The organism is Pedobacter sp. KLB.chiD, from assembly GCF_047040275.1.
GTDB lineage: Bacteria > Bacteroidota > Bacteroidia > Sphingobacteriales > Sphingobacteriaceae > Pedobacter.
On record NZ_CP178207.1, the window covers coordinates 2,550,206 to 2,570,869 of the forward strand.

19 protein-coding genes are annotated in these 20,664 nt (G+C 38.4%); 8 read left to right on the forward strand and 11 right to left on the reverse strand.

The window, feature by feature from the left end:
* Window positions 1–51: 51 nt before the first annotated feature.
* Entirely contained in the window at window positions 52–765 is a 714-nt protein-coding gene (locus tag ACK1I8_RS10350; RefSeq protein ID WP_412469246.1) for a hypothetical protein, read from the reverse strand.
* 287 nt (window positions 766–1,052) lie between these two features.
* Between ACK1I8_RS10350 and ACK1I8_RS10355 the strand changes: the two genes are divergently transcribed.
* Window positions 1,053–2,969, forward strand: a complete 1,917-nt coding sequence (locus ACK1I8_RS10355; protein ID WP_412469247.1) for an AMP-dependent synthetase/ligase — start codon at window positions 1,053–1,055, stop codon at window positions 2,967–2,969.
* A gap of 68 nt (window positions 2,970–3,037) precedes the next feature.
* On the opposite strand, the gene ACK1I8_RS10360 is transcribed toward ACK1I8_RS10355, so the two are convergent.
* Window positions 3,038–3,727 (reverse strand): DUF2461 domain-containing protein, encoded by a 690-nt coding sequence (locus tag ACK1I8_RS10360; RefSeq protein ID WP_412469248.1) that lies wholly within the window; start codon window positions 3,725–3,727, stop codon window positions 3,038–3,040.
* A gap of 341 nt (window positions 3,728–4,068) precedes the next feature.
* On the opposite strand from ACK1I8_RS10360, the gene lysS reads away from it, so the two are divergent.
* Window positions 4,069–5,778, forward strand: a complete 1,710-nt coding sequence (lysS, locus tag ACK1I8_RS10365) for a lysine--tRNA ligase (protein WP_412469249.1) — start codon at window positions 4,069–4,071, stop codon at window positions 5,776–5,778.
* A 134-nt stretch (window positions 5,779–5,912) separates the two neighbouring features.
* Window positions 5,913–6,125, forward strand: coding sequence for a hypothetical protein (locus tag ACK1I8_RS10370; RefSeq protein ID WP_412469250.1), 213 nt, complete (start codon window positions 5,913–5,915; stop codon window positions 6,123–6,125).
* Between the two features lie 102 nt (window positions 6,126–6,227).
* On the opposite strand, the gene ACK1I8_RS10375 is transcribed toward ACK1I8_RS10370, so the two are convergent.
* Together ACK1I8_RS10375 and ACK1I8_RS10380 are read right to left on the reverse strand one after the other, a co-directional pair.
* Complete coding sequence (locus ACK1I8_RS10375) at window positions 6,228–6,782, reverse strand: pyridoxamine 5'-phosphate oxidase family protein (RefSeq protein ID WP_412469251.1); 555 nt, start codon at window positions 6,780–6,782, stop codon at window positions 6,228–6,230.
* Window positions 6,783–7,031: 249 nt separating this feature from the next.
* The gene (locus ACK1I8_RS10380; protein WP_090496042.1) at window positions 7,032–7,571 is read right to left on the reverse strand and encodes a hypothetical protein; all 540 of its coding nucleotides are present in this window, start codon (window positions 7,569–7,571) and stop codon (window positions 7,032–7,034) included.
* Window positions 7,572–7,685: 114 nt separating this feature from the next.
* Here ACK1I8_RS10380 and ACK1I8_RS10385 point away from each other — a divergent pair, with 114 nt between their 5' ends.
* From ACK1I8_RS10385 to ACK1I8_RS10395, 3 genes are all read left to right on the forward strand, one after another.
* Entirely contained in the window at window positions 7,686–8,204 is a 519-nt protein-coding gene (locus ACK1I8_RS10385) for a thioredoxin family protein (protein WP_412469252.1), read from the forward strand.
* 206 nt (window positions 8,205–8,410) lie between these two features.
* Window positions 8,411–9,091 carry a uracil-DNA glycosylase gene (gene ung, locus ACK1I8_RS10390; RefSeq protein WP_412469253.1) on the forward strand — a complete coding sequence of 227 codons (681 nt, stop codon included), beginning with the start codon at window positions 8,411–8,413 and terminating at the stop codon, window positions 9,089–9,091.
* 241 nt (window positions 9,092–9,332) lie between these two features.
* Complete coding sequence (locus ACK1I8_RS10395; protein WP_412469254.1) at window positions 9,333–9,752, forward strand: hypothetical protein; 420 nt, start codon at window positions 9,333–9,335, stop codon at window positions 9,750–9,752.
* A gap of 169 nt (window positions 9,753–9,921) precedes the next feature.
* Here ACK1I8_RS10395 and trpA read toward each other — a convergent pair whose 3' ends face one another.
* The 4 genes from trpA to trpD all read right to left on the reverse strand — a co-directional run bounded on the left by trpA (window position 9,922) and on the right by trpD (window position 13,713).
* On the reverse strand, window positions 9,922–10,689 hold the full coding sequence (gene trpA / locus ACK1I8_RS10400) for a tryptophan synthase subunit alpha (RefSeq protein WP_412469255.1): 768 nt from the start codon (window positions 10,687–10,689) through the stop codon (window positions 9,922–9,924).
* 73 nt (window positions 10,690–10,762) lie between these two features.
* Window positions 10,763–11,944, reverse strand: coding sequence for a tryptophan synthase subunit beta (gene trpB, locus ACK1I8_RS10405; protein WP_412469256.1), 1,182 nt, complete (start codon window positions 11,942–11,944; stop codon window positions 10,763–10,765).
* 147 nt (window positions 11,945–12,091) lie between these two features.
* Window positions 12,092–12,730 (reverse strand): phosphoribosylanthranilate isomerase, encoded by a 639-nt coding sequence (locus tag ACK1I8_RS10410; RefSeq protein ID WP_412469257.1) that lies wholly within the window; start codon window positions 12,728–12,730, stop codon window positions 12,092–12,094.
* Window positions 12,724–13,713, reverse strand: a complete 990-nt coding sequence (trpD, locus tag ACK1I8_RS10415) for an anthranilate phosphoribosyltransferase (protein ID WP_412469258.1) — start codon at window positions 13,711–13,713, stop codon at window positions 12,724–12,726. The genes ACK1I8_RS10410 and trpD overlap by 7 nt, the downstream gene beginning before the upstream one ends.
* 388 nt (window positions 13,714–14,101) lie before the next feature.
* Here trpD and ACK1I8_RS10420 point away from each other — a divergent pair, with 388 nt between their 5' ends.
* Window positions 14,102–15,043, forward strand: coding sequence for an ion channel (locus ACK1I8_RS10420; RefSeq protein ID WP_412469259.1), 942 nt, complete (start codon window positions 14,102–14,104; stop codon window positions 15,041–15,043).
* 1,255 nt (window positions 15,044–16,298) lie between these two features.
* Here ACK1I8_RS10420 and ACK1I8_RS10425 read toward each other — a convergent pair.
* The 3 genes from ACK1I8_RS10425 to recR form a co-directional block, all read right to left on the reverse strand.
* Window positions 16,299–17,138, reverse strand: a complete 840-nt coding sequence (locus tag ACK1I8_RS10425; protein ID WP_412469260.1) for an alpha/beta hydrolase — start codon at window positions 17,136–17,138, stop codon at window positions 16,299–16,301.
* A gap of 143 nt (window positions 17,139–17,281) precedes the next feature.
* Complete coding sequence (locus ACK1I8_RS10430) at window positions 17,282–18,100, reverse strand: SDR family oxidoreductase (protein ID WP_412469261.1); 819 nt, start codon at window positions 18,098–18,100, stop codon at window positions 17,282–17,284.
* Between the two features lie 111 nt (window positions 18,101–18,211).
* A complete protein-coding gene (gene recR, locus ACK1I8_RS10435; protein WP_412469262.1) occupies window positions 18,212–18,829 on the reverse strand; it encodes a recombination mediator RecR in 618 nt (205 codons plus the stop codon).
* A 323-nt stretch (window positions 18,830–19,152) separates the two neighbouring features.
* On the opposite strand from recR, the gene ACK1I8_RS10440 reads away from it, so the two are divergent.
* Window positions 19,153–20,661, forward strand: a complete 1,509-nt coding sequence (locus ACK1I8_RS10440) for a sodium:solute symporter (protein ID WP_412469263.1) — start codon at window positions 19,153–19,155, stop codon at window positions 20,659–20,661.
* Window positions 20,662–20,664 lie beyond the last annotated feature (3 nt).

Consider the following 20,664-nt stretch of genomic DNA (forward strand, 5'->3'; position numbering starts at 1 on the left):
TAACAGCAAAAATAAAGCGGCTTTGGAGATTTTCCGAAGCCGCTTTTTTTGTTATTTAAATTGAAATGGTTTACTGCTAAAGGTATTGCTTTCCGTAACCGAAAAAGTTTTGCTATTAAAATCTGTAGGTCCGGAAGTATAATCGCCATCATAGGCAACTCTGCCCTGCCCCTCTTTAATGGTATTAGGTCCTGAATGAGAATCATCAATATTAATAATACCTGCAATTCCGTTTTTTATATTATTGCCGTCTTTCTCTCCTGACATTAAAAAAGCATAAAAATTGTAACCACCGTTTCTATAGGCTTTTACCTTTCCGTAAACGGTAAATTTATTTCCATTGCCACTAATCGCGGTTACAACGCTGGTATCTGCCGCACCAATAAAGTTTTTACCCAACATTTTTATACTAAAATCGCTGGTACTTTGCTCATAAAGTTTAACTACGCCATCATTAAGCACATAACCCGGCTGATAAGTATCGTAGGGTATATTACTGCTTTTTATCGTAAAAGGTTTAAATAAGTAAGATCCATTTACATTTGGTGGCGTAGTACCTTTATTTATGGTAAAGCCCAGTTTGGTCAAACTATCTACATACTGCTGCGGAATAATGTCTTCAATTTTCTTGTTTAGGATATCATCATCGCTCGGATTAATATCGTTGTTTTTAGAGCAAGCTGAAAATTGCAGTGTTACACCTACAATCAAAGCAAATGCACATCCTTTGGCTACCCTGGTTAATTTCGTTGTTTTTTTCATCATGCAAATTTTTAAGTCTAATTTTTAAAATGCGGGATCACAATTGAAATGCCACATCCAATCATCCGACTTAAACAACTTAAAAACAATTGAAAACAACGATATCGATATACCTAAAAACAAGTACGCCTATTCATTTTCTTATCAGTACATGTTCATTTTTTTTACAGTTGGCAATAGCTTAAATTTGCATTTTTATATTAATTTTCAGATAGGCTGATCATGCTTTAGCATTTTTAAACCAAAAAGCCTTATAATTGTTAATTATAATCAGCGAACCAACTACGAGCATGCCATTAATAAACGAATTTTCAACTGTTCCTACGTTATTGCGGAATGTTGTAAAAAATATCCACAAACCCCAGGAAACTTTTTTAATCCACAAACAAGGTACAGAATGGGCTGAAATTTCCTATGAAGATACTTTAAAAAGAGCCGATGCTGTTTCTGCATTTTTTCTGGAAAAAGGCATCAAAAAAGGCGATCGTTTAGGTTTAATGATTGAGAATTCTCCGGAATATGTGTATTATGACCAGGGTATCCAGCAGATTGGTGTAATCAATGTTTCCATCTATCCTACACTCTCTGAGCAGGAAGTAGCTTATATCATTAACGACTCTGGTATAAAAGCTATTCTGGTTGGAAATAACTTCCTTTATCGCAAAGTATTAAAGGTAGCGGCCAACTGCAGGCAATTAAAATATATTATCCCAGCTTTCAAAGATTTTGAAAAAGTGACCGTTCCTGCAGATGTAGATGTAGAAGTGATTGCCTTTTCTGATATTCTAGCACTTAAACATCAGGTTACTGCTGCAGAACGGGCAGAAATTGAACAGTGCAGAAGTTTGGTTTTACCTGAAGATGTTTCTTCCTTAATTTACACTTCAGGAACAACGGGAACGCCAAAAGGTGTAATGCTTACCCACTACAATTTTGTAAAAAACGTAGAGGTTTGTCTGCAGCAGATTCCGGTAATCGATCAGACAGAAACTTTCCTGTCTTTCTTACCGCTATCACACGTTTTTGAACGTACGGCAACTTACCATGTTTGCTGCGCACAGGGCTGTAAAATTGCTTTTGCGCAAAGTTTGGAGTTATTGGCCAAAAACATGGGAGAAGTACGTCCTACCGTAATGAGTTGCGTTCCACGCCTGTTAGAACGCATACACGATAAAGCGATTAAAGGTGGTACCGCTGGCGGCGGCGCGAAGGCTAAAATATTTACCTGGGCACTGGAAATCGGGAATAAGTATAGACTGGCAAAAGAAGCCGGTAAAAACCCAGGTTTGATTTTATCGGCAAAAAAAGGAATTGCAGAAAAACTGGTATTCAGTAAGATTAAAGAAAAAACCGGTGGACGTTTAAAATTTATGATTTCGGGCGGCGCTGCACTACCCAAAAATGTAGGCGAGTTTTTTGGCGATCTTGGCATTAAAATATTGGAAGGTTTTGGTCTAACCGAAACCTCACCTGTAATGTCGGTTACCGAATACCACAGACAGGTTTATGGTACCGTTGGTCGAATTATCCCTGGCATTGAAGTAGCCATACAGGATGTGGAAAGTAAAGAAATGATCAGCATACAAACGCACCATACCTTTAATGAAGAATTTGAATGTGCAGAAGGCGAAGTAATTGTTCGCGGTCACTGCGTGATGAAAGGTTATTTTAATAAACCTGCAGAAACTGCTGAAGCGATTGATAAAGACCTGTGGTTCCACACGGGTGATATTGGCCGTTTTTATAAAGGCAATCTTCAGATCACGGATCGTTTAAAAAATATGATCGTTAATGCCTACGGTAAAAATGTATACCCTACCCCGGTAGAAAACATTTATTTAAAAAGTCCGAAAATTGATCAATTGTTTTTGATCGGCGATAAACGTGAGTTTATTACCGCCATTATTATTCCGAACAGAGAAACCCTGGAAGAGACCTTTAAACTTAAACCATCATTTTTTGAAGAAGCCGATCCTTTTATCCGAAATCCGGAAATTATAGATTGGATGGAACAGGACATCAAAAAAATATCTAACGAACTGGCAAAATTTGAGCGCATCAAAAACTTTAAAATCAAGCGCAATCCTTTCAATATCGACGAAGGAGAAATCACCCCAACCATGAAAGTTAAACGACGTATTGTAGAAAAGAAATATGCAGAAGCAATTAATGAAATGTATGAAGAAGGTGTAGAAGCAGAATCATAATTAAAAATGGTCATCATTCTGATTTTGAAATGGTTTACTTTTCAATTTTTTAGCAGGGATAACATCAATTAAAGATCCAGGCCATTTGCGTCGATAGTTAATATTTCACTCATGTAATCAAAAAAAGGACGCATATGTTTAAATTCCAGATTGCAATGCCCTACGAATTCCTTACTTAACACTTCCTTATCAGTAAATCGATGAATTAACAAAAACTGTTTATACTTTAATAAATCGATGTCCTGATGATCACCATCAAAACCCTTTGGAGCTGTTTTCAATCGATCACCTTTCAATGTCCCGAAAGAAGAGATAAAAGTTTCTTCATTGAGTATTTCACGTAGAGGCCCGGCATCAAAACTTATATTATCCCTTATAAGTTTCAAATCCTGTGAGGAAGGCCCAAAAAATCCGCCTGCTACAAAACTATTGCCAGGTTCGATATGGAAGTAATAGCCTCCCCTTCTTTGCTTTCCTGCACGTTTAAAACTGCCGCTCCAATGTATTTTGTAGGGCGTTTTATCATTTGAAAAACGAGTATCGCGATAAATCCGGTATAAACTTTTTTTTCCGGACGGCGTTTCAATTACATCATGGTTATTCATCAAATCCAACAAATGCTGCGCAAAGGATTCTATGTATGCCAGTTCTTGCAGATAGGCCGTTTTATGGTCATTAAACCAATCGCGCGTATTATTATTTTTTAATAATCTTAAAAACTCAAAACTTGAAGGTGGGATTTGTTTTATATGGGACATATTTTTTAACGGCTAAATCATTCCAGGCAAATATAACATCCATAAAATACTAAATTCATGTCGCTTACTCCTAAAATTTTAATGGCTTATTCAAAAGCATTCTGGCATATACTTTATGGTTATAGCATCAATATCCGGGTTTGGTGATAATTTCAAATTTCTATCCAATTGGTTTTTATCCCCCTTAAAAGGCATTTTAATCTCAAAGAAAGCATTTATTAATTGCAATACCTTTCTTATCTTTGCCCAAAGGTGTCTTTTCAAAAAAATGATGTTTGAAATGATATCCATTACACTAATAAACACATTGCAAATTCTTATTTTTGCAAAAAATACCCGAAATGAGTATAGGATTATCAGAACAAGAGCAATTACGACGTGAGTCGTTAAAACAACTACGTGCATTAGGCATTGAACCCTATCCTGCAGAAGCTTATGAAGTAAATGCTTACGCAGCAGACATATTAGCCAATTATGAATCAGATAAGACAGCATACAAGACAGTAGTATTAGCCGGTAGAATTATGAGCCGGAACATTATGGGTGCTGCATCTTTTACTGAATTACAGGATTCGACAGGCAGAATTCAGATCTACTTAAAACGTGATGAACTTTGTCCGGGCGAAGATAAAACCCTATACAACACTGTATTTAAAAAACTTTTGGACATTGGCGATTTTATTGGCGTTAAAGGTTATGTTTTCACTACCCAAACAGGTGAAATTTCTGTACATGTAACTGAATTTAAAGTACTTTCTAAGTCATTACGCCCATTACCGATCGTAAAACGTGATGATGAAGGAAACGTATATGATGGATTTACCAACCCGGAACTGCGTTACCGTATGCGTTATGTAGATTTAACGGTAAACCCCGACTACAAACAGATTTTTATTAAACGAAGCAAGGTGATTAACACCATGCGCAATTATTTCGATAACCAGGGCTGGATGGAAGTGGAAACCCCTATTCTACAGCCTATTCATGGTGGTGCAGCGGCACGCCCGTTTGCCACACACCACAATACTTTAGATATGCCGCTTTATCTGCGCATTGCAAATGAGCTTTATCTAAAAAGACTGATCGTTGCCGGTTTTGACGGGGTGTATGAGTTTGGTAAAATGTTCCGCAACGAAGGCATGGACCGTACCCATAATCCTGAATTTACTTCAATGGAAATCTATGTGGCCTATAAAGATTATATCTGGATGATGGCTATGGTAGAGGAATGTTTAGAAAAAGTAGCTATAGCTACAACAGGTTCAGCATTGGTTAAAGTTGGTGAGCATGAGATAAATTTCGAAGGGCCTTACGAAAAACTAACCATGTACGAATCCATCCAAAAATATACGGGTATTGATGTTTCTGCAATGACCGAGGATGAGATTGCACAAACCTGCAAAGATCTGGGCATTGAAATAGATGATACGATGGGACGCGGTAAATTAATTGACGAAATTTTTGGTGCGAAAGTAGAAGCGAACCTGATTCAGCCTACCTATATTACCGATTATCCAATCGAAATGACTCCTTTGGCTAAAAAACACCGTTCTGCTGAGGGATTGGTAGAACGTTTTGAGCTATTTGTAAATGGTAAGGAAATTGCCAATGCTTATTCGGAATTGAACGATCCGATTGACCAGAAAGAACGTTTGGAAGAGCAGTTAAAATTAGCTGCCCGTGGCGATGACGAAGCGATGGCCATGGATGATGATTTTGTACGCGCTTTAGAGTATGGTATGCCACCTACATCGGGTTTAGGTATTGGTATTGACCGTTTAGTGATGTTGATGACCAACCAAAGTACCATTCAGGAAGTTCTTTTCTTCCCACAGATGCGTCCGGAGAAAAAGAAAATCGAGATGAGCGCTGAAGAAAGTGAATTATATGCCTTAGTAAAAGAAAACGAACAGTACCTGTTAGCTGACGTAAAAGCGAAATTAACCGACTGGAGCAATAAAAAATGGGATACTACGCTAAAAGGCTTAACCGGCAAAGGCATTCTGAAAGTGGCCAAAACAGATGACGGCCTATTTCTATCTCATAAATAAAAATTTGTTAACCTGGAAGTAAAACATTTACCCGGTTTTTAACAAAAACATAACATAAACTTAAAAGGCTTGCCAACAATTGTTTGGCAAGCCTTTTTTATATTTACAGCAATCGATAATTAAATCATTGCCATATGAATACATCAAGTTTAGAAATTAACGAAAGAGAATACTGCATTAAATTAAGTAAAGATGCTTTCGATTTAACGCTGGTTCGCCAATTAATAAAAAGAATACAGGCCGAAGCCTTGTTCTTCTCCAGAAAACAGGCTGAAGAAGATGATATTTTAAGTAAAAGGGCCCAAAGAGAAGACTTTGAAGGCTTTGATTATTTAGGAGATAAATAACCATTTTGCAATTGGCAGTTAGCAGTAACGCGTTCATTTAAAGATTAACCGATTAACTATTTTATACAGTTAACCGATTAACCGGTTTGAACATTTGTCATTCTAATCAACATCCAAAGTTCCTTCTACTGAATCATCCATCGTTTTACCTGTAATTACGGATGCAGCCATTTTTAAAAAGGCAACAGCTGTACCATGTTTGGTATCCCAGTAATATCCTTCTGATGGAATTACTTTGATCAGGGTAATATTCGGATCGTCTTTCCCGCCCTGAAACCAGGTTTTAATAAACGGACTCCAAAGCTCATCTATTTTGGCCTGGTCCCTGCTGATTTCTGAAATACCATAAATATTTACGAAACCTGAATGTGCGCCTGCCTGGAATAATAAATGGGTAAAAGGATCAGCAGAAATTTCTTCATTTTTATGACTGTCTTTCATACTCATAAACCAAATATTACCTTCATCATCAACCTGCTGAATAGCCATTGGTCTTACTGATAATGGTACACCAGTTTTAATATTTGTACAAAAAAAGCAACTTTCTGCTTTATCAGCCAGTGTTCTCAGCTTTTCAATCGCTTCTTTTCCGCCTAAATCCTGGATATTATTTTCTTCCTGAGTATTGTTGGTACTCCCTTCTTGTGATGTTGCCATAGTTTTTAAATTTTATATAAACTACAATGAAAAACAGAATTTGGTTTTGATTTTTTACCTAATTTGAAGGAAGTACGCTCAGCTGGTGTTGATGAAGCTTTCGTTTTTTTAGTCTCATTTCCTAAAAAATAAATATGGTTATTAATTGACGAACAACACCTTTACAAAATACTAAGCATGTTACGATTTGCCACAAAAAAAGCCATTTCATTTCTGAAATGGCTCTATCTATATACGATACCATAAATACTATCTGTAACGTACCTGCTGTTGTTTATCCATCATACCCATCTGATCTTTCATTTGTTTAATCTGATCGGCCAGCAATTTATTTTTATCAGCTTTTTTAGCTTCGGCAAGGTACATCGTTGCCTCACGTTTGTTGCGCTTAGCCATGGCAATACCAGCTAAACTTAATTTTGCCAAAGCAATATTATGATCCATTTGCATTCCTAAGGCAAGCGATTTCTTGAAATACTTTTCGCTCTGCATGGGTGCTGTTCTGCTTTCAATTAAGCCGATCAATAAGTTATAATAACCATGTTGCACTTTAATCAACTGGGTTTCGTAATTGGTAATACGATCTAAAAACATTTTTGCTTTGGGCATGTTATCTTTTCTAAGAAACCATTGTGCTAAAAGCATGTTTTCATTAAAGAAATACGTTACCAGTACAATTATCCCCAATAAAATGGCAATAATACCCCAAGGCCAGAAACCGAAAATAAATAAAGCTACTGCGCCACCCAGTAAAGCAAACCCCGCAATTAATCTGATGATATTTGGCATAAATTTTATCCTAATTATTTTTTTTGCAAATATCGTGTTTAAATGGCACAAATTAGATTTTAAAACAATAATTTCAATAAAAATTTAAAAGCTCAGAAAAAACATCTATAAACTATGAAAATGTTCTTATCCATAACCCTAATCATACTTGCAATGAACGTTTCTGCACAAGACTTGAATAAAAAAATACACGATGAAGTTCACAATAAAGACATATTGATTAATGCGTGCACCCGAGAGGGCATCACTACTTTCCCTGAGTTTAAGGAAATGTACGACCCACTTTATGAGGCATATGTGCCCGATGCCGCAACTATGATCGAACTGAAAAAACTGATCAGGAACGAAAAAATCAAAATTGTTTTAGGAACCTGGTGTGGCGATAGCAAGGCGAACGTACCAAACTTCCTTAAAATTCTGGATGCCTTACACTTTAAAGAAAAGAATGTAGAGATTATAGCTGTTGATGGAAACAAAAAGGCTGAAAACGGAATACTGAATGGTTTGGACATTGTAAGGGTACCAACTTTCATTGTTTTTGATAAAAAAGGCAAGGAATTAGGAAGGATTATTGAAGGACCTAAAACAACACTCGAAGGAGATTTATTAGCGATATACAAGAAGAGGTCTTAAATGTTCTCAGATGTGTTTTGGTTTATGATTTGAGGTTCATAGTAAAAATGGTTCCTGGTTCATGGTTGATAGTCAATAATGCATTTTTTTGTATAAATCACCATTGAAGCCATTAGCCATGCTATTAAACCATGAACCATCGACTAAAATTTATTTCCTAAACATTATCCAAAATCAATTTTACATATAAATCTTACACCAATATTATGTCAGCAGCATTAGAACCGGGATGGTTAGCCGTTTTAGAAGGGGAATTTGAAAAAGACTATATGATTAAACTGAAGTCTTTTTTACAGGAGGAAAAGCAGAAAGGTGCAGCTATTTATCCGAAAGGTGCGGATATTTTTAATGCATTGAATACGACCCCATTTGATAAAGTAAAAGTAGTGATTTTAGGCCAGGACCCTTATCATGGTGTGGGCCAGGCGCATGGCTTATCCTTTTCCGTACAACGCGGTATAGCCGTTCCGCCTTCGTTAAAAAATATTTACAAAGAACTGGAAACTGATATTGAAGGTTTTAAAACGCCAAATCACGGCCATTTAACGCACTGGGCAGAACAAGGCGTGCTGTTGTTAAATGCCACCTTAACTGTTCGTGCTTCAGAAGCTGGCTCGCACCAGAACCGCGGCTGGGAAATTTTTACCGATGAAATTATTAAAGCGTTATCTCAGAAACGCGAACATATCGTGTTTTTATTATGGGGCAGATATGCGCAGCAAAAGGCGGCATTGATTGATCAAAAGAAGCATTATGTACTAACAGCGGCCCACCCCTCACCTTTTTCGGCCTACAATGGCTTCTTTGGGTCGAAACATTTTTCAAAAGCAAACCAACTTTTGAAACAAAATAACATCAAACCGATCGACTGGAACTTACCAGCTTAATGAATACTTATTTTATTAGCGGCCTCGGAGCTGACCGGCGGATTTTTTCCAAATTAAGGCTTAGCGAGAAGATCAAAATTATCCATGTTGAATGGATAGATCCCCATAAAAATGAAACACTTGAAGTTTACGCTGAACGTTTGAGCCGGGTTATAAATACCAATCAGCCATTTGCTTTGGTAGGCCTATCTTTCGGAGGATGATCGCAGTGGAAATGGCTAAACGATTAAAACCTGTTGCAATGATTATTATATCCAGCACCATGTTAAGCAGCCATTTACCCGTATTATACCGCTTTGCCGGAAAACTTAAACTGTTAAAGTTTATTCCGGCCAGGTTTTTAAAAGCATCTAACAAACTTACACAGCATTATTATTTTGGCACACGATCTGGTAGTGAGAAAACACTGCTGAGCAGGATTATAAAAGATACTGATCCTCATTTTTTAAAATGCGCAATCGGAAGCATTTTAAGTTGGAGAAACAAAACTGTACCGGAGAGGATTTACCACATCCATGGCACTGATGACAAAATTCTTTATTCCAAAAAAGCAATGCCAGATTTCGTTATCGAAAACGGAACTCATTTTATGGTTTACCAGAATGCGAAGGAAATCTCAAGAATTATGGATCAATTGATATTGAATAATGGAATCGACTAACCCGCTTCCATTTATTCAGGATTGTAATAGCCATATAAATGCTAAATTAACAACATCAGTGTTAAAACGATCGTCATCTCCTGAAGCACAGCTTAATGAAACACCTGTTTGTGGATTTCCAAATTGGACTGTATGCTGTTAGATGACGATCATTTAAAAAATTCAGATTTTAATCCTTAAATTTCTTCATAAAATCACTGATGCTTTCTTCCAGGTTCCCTTCAGCTATGGCTCTAACGAAAGCCGTACCAATAATGGCACCGTTGGCATAAGAGCAAGCTTTATCGAAAGTTTGTTTATCGCTGATTCCGAAGCCGATCATGGTTGGATTTTTAAGGTTCATTGCTTTGATACGGCTAAAATAAGCCTCGGTAGTATTGCCTACTTCTAAATTTTTACCAGTTGTAGCTGAAGATGATAACAGATAAATAAATCCATTGGTCAGGCTATCTATTTTGCGTATACGCTCTTCAGTGGTTTGGGGGGTGATCAAAAACACATTGCTCAAATGATGCTTTTCAAAGCAATCTTTATAAAATTCCTCATACTCTACCATCGGCAAATCGGGTACAATACAGCCGTCTACCCCAACTTCGGCGCAAGCTTTACAAAAATTCTCTACACCAAACTGCAAAACCGGATTCACATACCCCATTAACAAAACCGGGATAGAGACGTGTTTGCGTAAGTCTTTCAACTGCTCAAAAAGGAGCTTAAGCGTCATACCCTGATCTAATGATTGTTTGCTACTGGCCTGGATTACTGGTCCATCGGCAACAGGATCTGAATATGGAAAGCCGATTTCCAAAATATCAGCACCTGATTTTTGCAATGCTTCAGCGATCTGAATGGTATCGCCCAAATTTGGATAACCGGCAGTATAATAAATTGACAGTATATTTTTCTTCTCCAGGAAGAGTTGTTTAATTCGATTCATATTTTTGAAATGTGAGATTTGAGATTTGAGAACCAGACAAGAAGTCTAATATCTCATATCTATTATTTTACATCTATAAATTAAAATATTTAATGTAAGTATCCAGATCCTTATCGCCGCGGCCTGAAAGGCAAACCACTACATTTTCGCCACCTTTAAATTCCATTTTTTCCAAATAAGCCAGGGCATGTGCGCTTTCGATGGCCGGAATAATACCTTCCAGTTTAGTACACAATAAACCTGCTTCCAGACTTTCATCGTCGGTAATGGAAACATATCGCCCACGGCCGGTTTTAAACAAATGCGCATGTTGCGGACCAATGCCAGGATAATCTAATCCTGCCGAAACTGAGTGCGGCTCTACCACCTGCCCATCCGGCGTTTGCATTAAAATACTTCTGCTACCATGTAAAACGCCTTCGTTGCCCAGATAAGTAGTGGCTGCTGAAAATCCGCTCGATACACCTTTTCCTGCTGCCTCAACAGCAATCAGTTTTACATTTTCGTCGTCCATAAAGTGGTAAAACATACCCATAGCATTACTGCCACCACCCACACAGGCTAACACATAATCAGGCTGATCGCTACCGGTTTGCTCCAACAGCTGTTTTTTGGTCTCTTCAGAGATGATCGATTGAAAAATCGCCACCATATCCGGGTATGGATGCGGGCCAACTACAGAACCAATGATATAATGCGTATCAACCGGATTGTTGATCCAATCGCGCATGGCCTCATTAGTGGCATCTTTTAAAGTTTTACTGCCCGAACTTGCCGGAACTACCTTTGCACCCAACATTTTCATGCGGGCCACATTTGGTGCCTGTCGCTCGATATCGACCTCGCCCATGTAAATCACACACTCCAGGTTACGCAGCGCACAAACCGTTGCAGTAGCCACACCATGCTGACCAGCACCAGTTTCGGCAATAATCCGCTTTTTGCCCAGTTTTTCGGCCAATAAAATCTGTCCGATGGTATTGTTGATTTTATGTGCCCCCGTATGGTTTAAATCTTCTCTTTTTAAGAAAATATTGGCACCGTAGCGTTCCGAATATCTTTTGGCCAGGTATAAAGGCGAAGGGCGCCCTACGTAATCTTTTAACAGCTGATGAAATTCCTTTTGAAAATCAGGATCAGCAATGATCTTTAAATAATTCTGACGCAGTTCTTCTACATTCGGATAAAGCATTTCGGGGATGTACGCGCCACCAAAATCTCCGTAATATCCTTTTTCGTTTACTTTGTATTTCATAATATTTTCGTCAACCAGTTTGTCATATCGGTAGCTGCTAAAGATAAGTCAAGTCGTCATTACCTCGCAGGCGGGGGATCTTAAAGCGTATTGCATTACGATTCCCATCCGATAACCATCGGATCAAGTTGGGAATGACGGATCAACTTATATGTTAATCAGCTCCATTTCTTTAATAAATTCTTTAACTTTCTCCGGATCCTTCAAACCAGGCTCGATTTCAAACCTGCTATTAATATCCAGGGCATATAAACGATCATCGTTTATGTTCTTGATGGCTGTGGTATGTTCCAAATCAATCCCACCACTTAAAAAATAAGGTTTTGTGTATGTATATTGGTCCAAAACAGACCAGTTAAATGTTTTTCCAGATCCGCCATGCGCATTGGTTTTGGTATCGAAAAGAAAATAATCAATTTTATCTAAATAAGCTTCCAAAACTGAAAAATCAAAATCTTCGTCTATTCCAAAAGCTTTAATCACCTCTAACGATGAGAAGCTTGATTTTAATGCGTTACAGTATTCAGGCGATTCGCTGCCATGTAACTGAACAGCTTTTAACTTCAGTAAGTTTATCTTATCTTTTACTTTTTCGAGGTCTTCATTTACAAAAACACCTACGGTTTTAATTTCTGCAGGAATGTATTTAATCAATTCGGCAGAAACATCGCTGATCAGCCTGGGCGATTTCTCATAAAAAATAAAGCCTAAATAATCAGGTTGCAGTTCTGCCACCGCAGCAATATTGGCTGCCAAACGCATTCCACAAACTTTTAACTTTAACATGCCAGTAGGTTTTTGAAACTGTTTAATGCTTTTTTGCTCATTAAAGATTCTTCTGCTTCATAGAAACAATCGGCAAAAGACAACTCAGGTTTTATCGTTTTGATGGCTAATGCAGAGTTACACAACACTACATTATTCTGCACATCTGTTGCCTCGCCATTAAGCACATCCATAAATATTTTAGCTGATGACTCTACCGTATCACCACCTTTAATTCCATTGACATCCACTTTTTCGAAGCCCATATCACCAAGGGTTAAAATCTGCTCTCCCTTATTCGAAAACGTTTTTACATCGCAGGTTAAAGAAACTTCATCATAGCCCTCAAGAGCATGTACAATGGTATAACTTTTATCCGTATCCTGATATAGGTAGGCATATAAACGGGCCAGTTCCAAACTAAAAACACCAACCATCTGGTATTTTGGTTGTCCGGGATTAACCATTGGGCCAAGCATATTAAAAAAGGTCTTCACACCCAATTCTTTTCTGATCGGGGCAACGATTTTCATCGCCGGATTAAAAAGGGGTGCATGTAAAAAGCAAATGCCTGCCGCATCCAGATTGCGTTTTAAAGTAGCTTCATCATTGGTAAAGTTATAGCCCAGGTATTCCATTACATTTGATGATCCGCAGCCCGAAGATACACCATAATTGCCATGTTTGGCTACGTGATGCCCTGCCCCTGCTACTACGAATGACGACAAGGTAGATATGTTGAAAGTATCTTTCCCATCACCACCGGTACCACAAAGATCGATCAGATCGTAAGCAGAAAGGTCTACCTTTACGCACATATCCAACATGGCATCCCTAAAGCCCTGTAATTCCTGCACCGTAATATTCCGCATGGCATAAGCCGTAATAAAAGCGGCAATCTGCGAAGAATTAAATGCACCCTCCGAAATAGAGATTAAAATATTTTTTGCTTCTTCCCTGCTAAAACTCTTGTTCTCAAATAAATGGTTTAATATTTTTTTCATGTTTATTACTTCTTATCGTCATTCTGAACTTGTTTCAGAATCTTTCATACAGATGCTGAAATAAATCCGATAGCTATCGGATCAGCATGACAATCACTCAAAAATTTATCTACGCCATGGTTTGTATCTCCACAAACCATCTGTGCCCGTTCCGGTTCGTTTCTCCACGAACCCTGGCGATGTTTAAAAAATCGCACAAAAAAAGGATTGCTTTTTGGGCAATCCTCTTCGTTGTATTTAAAATATTTTAAAAATATATAACAATAGAATTTGCCTAACGAATTTCGTTATGCCACCACCAATTGTTATTTAAGTTTTTAATGATCATGTTTGTATAAAGCAAATATTGACATAGTTTTTTAATATTCCAAAATCTTTCTAAAAATATATGGTTTTCTTTAAAAGAAAAGTACAGTTTAATGATGATTTCGGTTTCGGTTCCAATCCCGTTACCAAAAACCAGCGCATGCTAAACCCAGATGGTTCCGCAAATATCGAGCGTACCGGCCTGCCCTGGTTTAAGTTCGACGATACCTACACCCGCCTGGTCACCATGAGCTGGCCAAGGTTTTTCTTTGTCATTCTTATAGCCTACCTCATGGTGAATACCATATTTGCAGTATTATATAATGTTGTTGGAATTGAAAATTTAGAAGGTGCTGAAGGCCTGACACGCCGAGATCAGTTTTTTGATGCCTTTTTCTTTTCGGCCCAGACCATTTCGACCGTGGGCTATGGCCATATCTCTCCACAAGGTTTTATAACCAGCATTCTGGCTGCTTTCGAGAGTATGCTGGGGCTGCTGGCTTTTGCATTGGCAACAGGTTTATTGTATGGCCGTTTCAGCCGGCCTACGTCTAAAGTGAGTTTTAGCAAAAAAATGGTCATTGCGCCTTATGAAAAAGGGCATGGTTTAATGTGCCGTTTGGTTAATTTGCGTCGCAACCAGCTTATTGAAGTGGAGGTACAGATGGTGATGTCGTACAATGAAACCGTAGATGGCAAGCAGATGCGCAGGTTTTATCCTTTGGCTTTAGAGCGAGAAAAAATTGGCATTTTATCTTTAAACTGGACCCTGGTACACCCGATTACCGAAGAAAGTCCGTTTTACGAAAAATCGTTAACCGAACTGCAGCAGGCAGAGGTAGAAATTTTTGTGATGCTTAAGGCTTTTGATGATACTTTTTCACAAACCATTCATGCCAGAACCAGTTATCAGGACGAGGAAATAGAAATGGACGCCAGATTTGAAAAAATGTATTATCATAACGAAGAAGGTAAAATGGTAATGGATTATAGCAAGTTGGATAAGATTACGCCGACGGTTTAGTTCCATTGTTCACTTTTAATAGCTTCTTCGTTTTTTTTGGAAAGCAGGGTTCAGCTACAATCGGTTACGATAGTCCCGCCATAAGCTACAATCTTTTTGTAGAGCCATCAGTGGGCTATTAAAGCTGCTAAAACAAAAAGGATTTCCGCTACTGTCGGGTTTAGGTGGGTAGGTTGGTGCAAAAAATAGAAAAATCCTGCATGACAGGCACGATTCAAATGCAGATTTTTCTACTTTAATAGTAAAGAGACAAAAAAGTTGACAAATCTAATGACGGTAAAATGGTAATGGATTACAGCAAGTTGGATAAGATTACGCCGACGGTTTAGTTCCATTGTTCACTTTTAATAGCTTCTTCGTTTTTTTTGGAAAGCAGGGTTCAGCTACAATCGGTTACGATAGTCCCGCCATAAGCTACAATCTTTTTGTAGAGCCATCAGTGGGCTATTAAAGCTGCTAAAACAAAAAGGATTTCCGCTACTGTCGGGTTTAGGTGGGTAGGTTGGTGCAAAAAATAGAAAAATCCTGCATGACAGGCACGATTCAAATGCAGATTTTTCTACTTTAATAGTAAAGAGACAAAAAAGTTGACAAATCTAATGACGGTAAAATGGTAATGGATTACAGCAAGTTGGATAAGATTACGCCGACGGTTTAGTTCCATTGTTCACTTTTAATAGCTTCTTCGTTTTTTTTGGAAAGCAGGGTTCAGCTACAATCGGTTACGATAGTCCCGCCATAAGCTACAATCTTTTTGTAGAGCCATCAGTGGTTTATTAAAGCAGCTAAAACAAAAAGGATTTCCGCTACTGTCGGGTTTAGGTGGGTGGGTTGGTGCAAAAAATAGAAAAATCCTGCATGACAGGCACGATTCAAATGCAGATTTTTCTACTTTAATAGTAAAGAGACAAAAAAGTTGACAAATCTAATGACGGTAAAATGGTAATGGATTACAGCAAGTTGGATAAGATTACGCCGACGGTTTAGTTCCATTGTTCACTTTTAATAGCTTCTTCGTTTTTTTTGGAAAGCAGGGTTCAGCTACAATCGGTTACGATAGTCCCGCCATAAGCTACAATCTTTTTGTAGAGCCATCAGTGGTTTATTAAAGCAGCTAAAACAAAAAGGATTTCCGCTACTGTCGGGTTTAGGTGGGTGGGTTGGTGCAAAAAATAGAAAAATCCTGCATGACAGGCACGATTCAAATGCAGATTTTTCTACTTTAATAGTAAAGAGACAAAAAAGTTGACAAATCTTAAGAAGATGTCCTTTGTATAAAATCTAAAATATCCTTGTACAGTTGATTTCCGCCAAAAATCATCTGACTGATCATCGGTACATGGCTTTTGCCATTAATTTCCTTTATTTCTACCGGGACATGGTTAGCTTTAAGTTTTTCGTATAACTTCGGGGTCTGTAATTTAATAGCACCATAAGTTTTGCTTCCGTAAAAAAGCAAATGTGGGTTTTTAATATCGTTTACATACTCCAAAGGAGATGCTACTTTCCAAACTGCAGGTCTATCAGTAAAAGTCCGGATGAAATCGAAATAAAAATGGTCCTTTTCGGCTGTGGTTAAATATTCCTCCATATCCAAACCAAATGGATCGTTCAGGACGACACCTTTAATCGGGTTTTTAATACCGGCTTTTTTAAAATACCTGGGATCGGCATTGATCAGTTCTGCCAGATGTGCGCCTGCCGAATGTCCCATCACAAAAATCTTTTCTGCATTTCCCGTATAATCACCAATATGCGCTTTAACCCATTTTACAGCCAAAGCACAGTCGCCGGCCATTTTATCGTATTGCACATGGGGTGCTAAAGGGTAATTGATGATGGCCGTAACCACACCCTTGCGAGCAAAGTTCCTGCCCAGCCACCAATAAGTTTCTTTTTTACCACTGCTCCATGAACCACCGTGAATGAAAATTAAAACCGGTTTATTTTTAATGCTGTCGCTTTTATAAAAAATATTCAGCGTATTGGCTTCATCAATATTACCTGCATAATTGATATTTTTTATTTTTTTGACCTGCGCAGCAGAAAGTATCGTTTGGAACAAGAGCATTAATAAAACAAGGGATTTATACATAAAAAAGGTTTATCATCTCAACAGTAAACAAACGAAATTGTTGTGGGGGCGGATTTCTTCAGGAGTATCAGGAAACGGGGATCAAGTATCATGATATCATAATCCATAACCGCTACCCTAATCGTCTCACCACAAATTATGACTTAAGCCTTTATCAGCGGATTTTTTTCTTTTGCAAACAAATCAAATACCTTTTTATCTACAAAAGCCGGGAACAGCTTGTTCATCCAAACGGCCAGTTTCCCTTGTCTGGTCATTACCAAAGTGCGTTTGCGCTGTTCGATCCCATCTGCAATAATAACAGCCACTTCTGCTGAAGACATCATTTTACCTTCATCCATACTGGTTTCGCCATGTGCAGCACCATCTTTTGATAAAGCTGTAACACGGATGTTGGAGGCCGTAAACCCCGGACAGGCGACCATTACATTTACACCTGTTTTTAACAGTTCGGTACGTAAAGATTCCATAAAACCGTTCATGGCAAATTTTGAGGCCGAATAACCGGTGCGCCCTGGTAAACCACGATAACCGGCAATAGATGATACGCCCACTACTGTTCCCCTGGTTTTTAAAATCTCTGGCAAGGCATACTTCGTGCAGTACACGGTTCCCCAAAAGTTCACATCCATCAGGTTTTTAAGTACCGATAAATCAAGATCATTAAATAGGGCACGCATGGATAAACCGGCATTATTAACCAGAATATCGATCTGTTGAAACGAAACCAAAGCTTGTTTGATAATCAGTTCGCAGTCTTCTTCCTTACTCACATCGGCCTGTACCGCTACCGCCCTGATGCCGTATTTTTTTTCCAGGTCAGCCGTAATTTCGCAAAGGGTAACGTATTGACGGGCAGCTAAGACCAAATTGGCACCGCGCCTGGCAAATTCTTCTGCACAGGCTTTTCCAATTCCGCTTGATGCTCCGGTGATGATGATTACTTTATTTTTTAGGTTCATTTTTGTTGCAGTAGAAAGTATTGAGTAGCAAGTATTGAGTATCAAGAAGGGAGTATTAAGTACCGAGACTGAATACTGATTTATTATAAATTGTTATAGCCTGTATCATGATTATTTCATCATCGCGGTTTCGTAAGGCACGCGGGTAATGATCGATCGGCCCAATGTAATTTCATCGGTATATTCAAGTTCACCTCCAAAAGCAATTCCACGCGCAATGGTGGTGACTGGTACATTAAATTCTTTTAGCCTCTTATAAAGGTAGAACAAGGTGGTATCGCCTTCCATATTCGGACTGAGCGCCAGAATCACTTCTCTGATCCCTCCTGCAGCCATCCTGGCGACCAAACCATCAATAAACAGATCAGCAGGCCCGACTCCGTCCATCGGCGAAATTAAACCGCCTAAAACATGGTAAACGCCAAAATATTGGCCGGTATTTTCAATGGCCATTACATCACGCGTATCTTCAACTACACAAATGGTTTCTTTATCTCGCTTATTTGAGGTACAGATTTCGCAAACCGCATAGTCTGAAATATTATGGCAGGTACTGCAGTGTTTAATCTGTTGTTTAAGTTTTATAAACGTATTACCAAACTGATTTACCTCCTCCTGCTCCTTGTTTAAAAGATGTAACACCAGGCGTAAAGCAGTTTTTTGCCCTACACCGGGAAGTTTTGAGAATTCGTTTACCGCATCTTCCAGCAGTTTGGATGAAAAATTCATAGTACAAAAATAGATAAAAAGGTTCATTGGTTCAATAGTCAGTGGTTAATCGTTTAATGGTTTGAACTGGTTAACTGAGAATGGCAAACTGCCAACTGAAAACTGGACATTAGTTTACTATGTTTAACTGACTTAGGGTTTATTGGGCCATGGTTGATGGGCTGTGGGTGAGTTGTTTATTAGATTCGGTATTTTGTTTTTTTAGCTCAACATGCTATTGCAAAATAGGCGATTAACTATTGAACTATCGGCCGACAACCAAATCGCAAAAACTATTGACTTTAAATTCGAATTTCTTACATTTATCAGCTTAAAACAAAACTATGTCACCAACTATCCTCTTGTGTTTTCTAATTGGCTACTTTCTGCTACTGATTATCATTTCGTTTGTAACCTCTCAAAAATCGTCAGACAATAGCACCTTTTTTGTTGCCAACCGAAATTCAAAATGGTACCTGGTAGCTTTCGGAATGATTGGAACGGCACTTTCGGGCGTTACTTTTATTTCTGTACCCGGAGAAGTTGGCGCCCCCAGTGGAAACCAGTTTCAATATTTCCAGTTTGTGCTGGGTAATGCGGTTGGCTTTATTATCATAGCCACTGTTCTGCTCCCGCTTTACTATCGGATGAACCTCACCTCTATTTATGGCTATATTGAAAAGCGATTGGGCCATTATAGCTACAAAACGGCCGCCTCGATATTTTTATTAAGTCGCACTCTAGGATCCGCAACCCGATTATACCTCGTGGTAATTGTTTTACAGCGTTTTATATTCGATAACTATGGTGTTCCATTTTGGCTAACGGTGCTGATCTCACTGGCGCTGATATGGTCGTATACGTTTAAAGGTGGATTGAAAACCATCATTATCACCGATACGCTGCAAACCTTTTTTCTCGTTTTATCGGTTTTCTTAACCATTTACTTCATCTGTAACAGTCTCGGTTTCAGTATCCCACAGGCATTCGAAACGGTAAAAAACAGCAGCTATTCTAAAATTTTCTTTTTAGATGATTTCTTAACCAATAAATTCTATTTCAGCAAACAGTTTATCGGTGGCATTTTCGTCACGATTGCCATGACAGGCCTCGATCAGGACCTGATGCAGAAAAACCTGAGCATGAGTACCATAAAAGAGGCACAAAAAAATATGTTCACTTTTACCGGCGTGTTTGTCATCCTGAATGTTTTCTTTTTAAGTGTTGGTGCTTTATTATACATCTACGCCAGTAAAAATGGTATTGATATTCCTTTAGATCACCTTACGGGCAAACCGCGTACCGATTTATTGTTTCCAGAAATTGCACTGAACAATTTAGGTGCTGTTCCTGCCATTATTTTTATGCTGGGCTTAACCGCAGCCACCTTTGCCACAACCGATTCGGCACTAACTGCGCTTACCACTTCATTCTGCGTCGATTTTTTAGGTATGGCTAAAGCGGAAAATGTAAATGCTAAGGATGCGGTTAAAAAACGCCATACGGTTCACGTCGTTTTTTCTATTTTGATGTTCCTGGTGATTATTGTGATCAATGCGTTGAATAGTTCATCAGTAGTGAGTTTGATTTTCACTATTGCCTCTTATACCTACGGACCGCTTTTAGGCTTATATAGTTTTGGACTGTTTGTAAAAAAACGTGGTCTCCGCGATAAATTAGTGCCAATAGTTTGCTTATTATCGCCTTTTTTATGTTACTTGCTTGCAAGCAATTCGGCCAAATTATTAGGCGGTTATGTTTTTAGTGTAGAACTGATTTTAATTAACGGTTTAATCACATTTACAGGCTTATTGTTTATCAGCAAAAAAACTGATGCACAGACCAAATTTTAATAT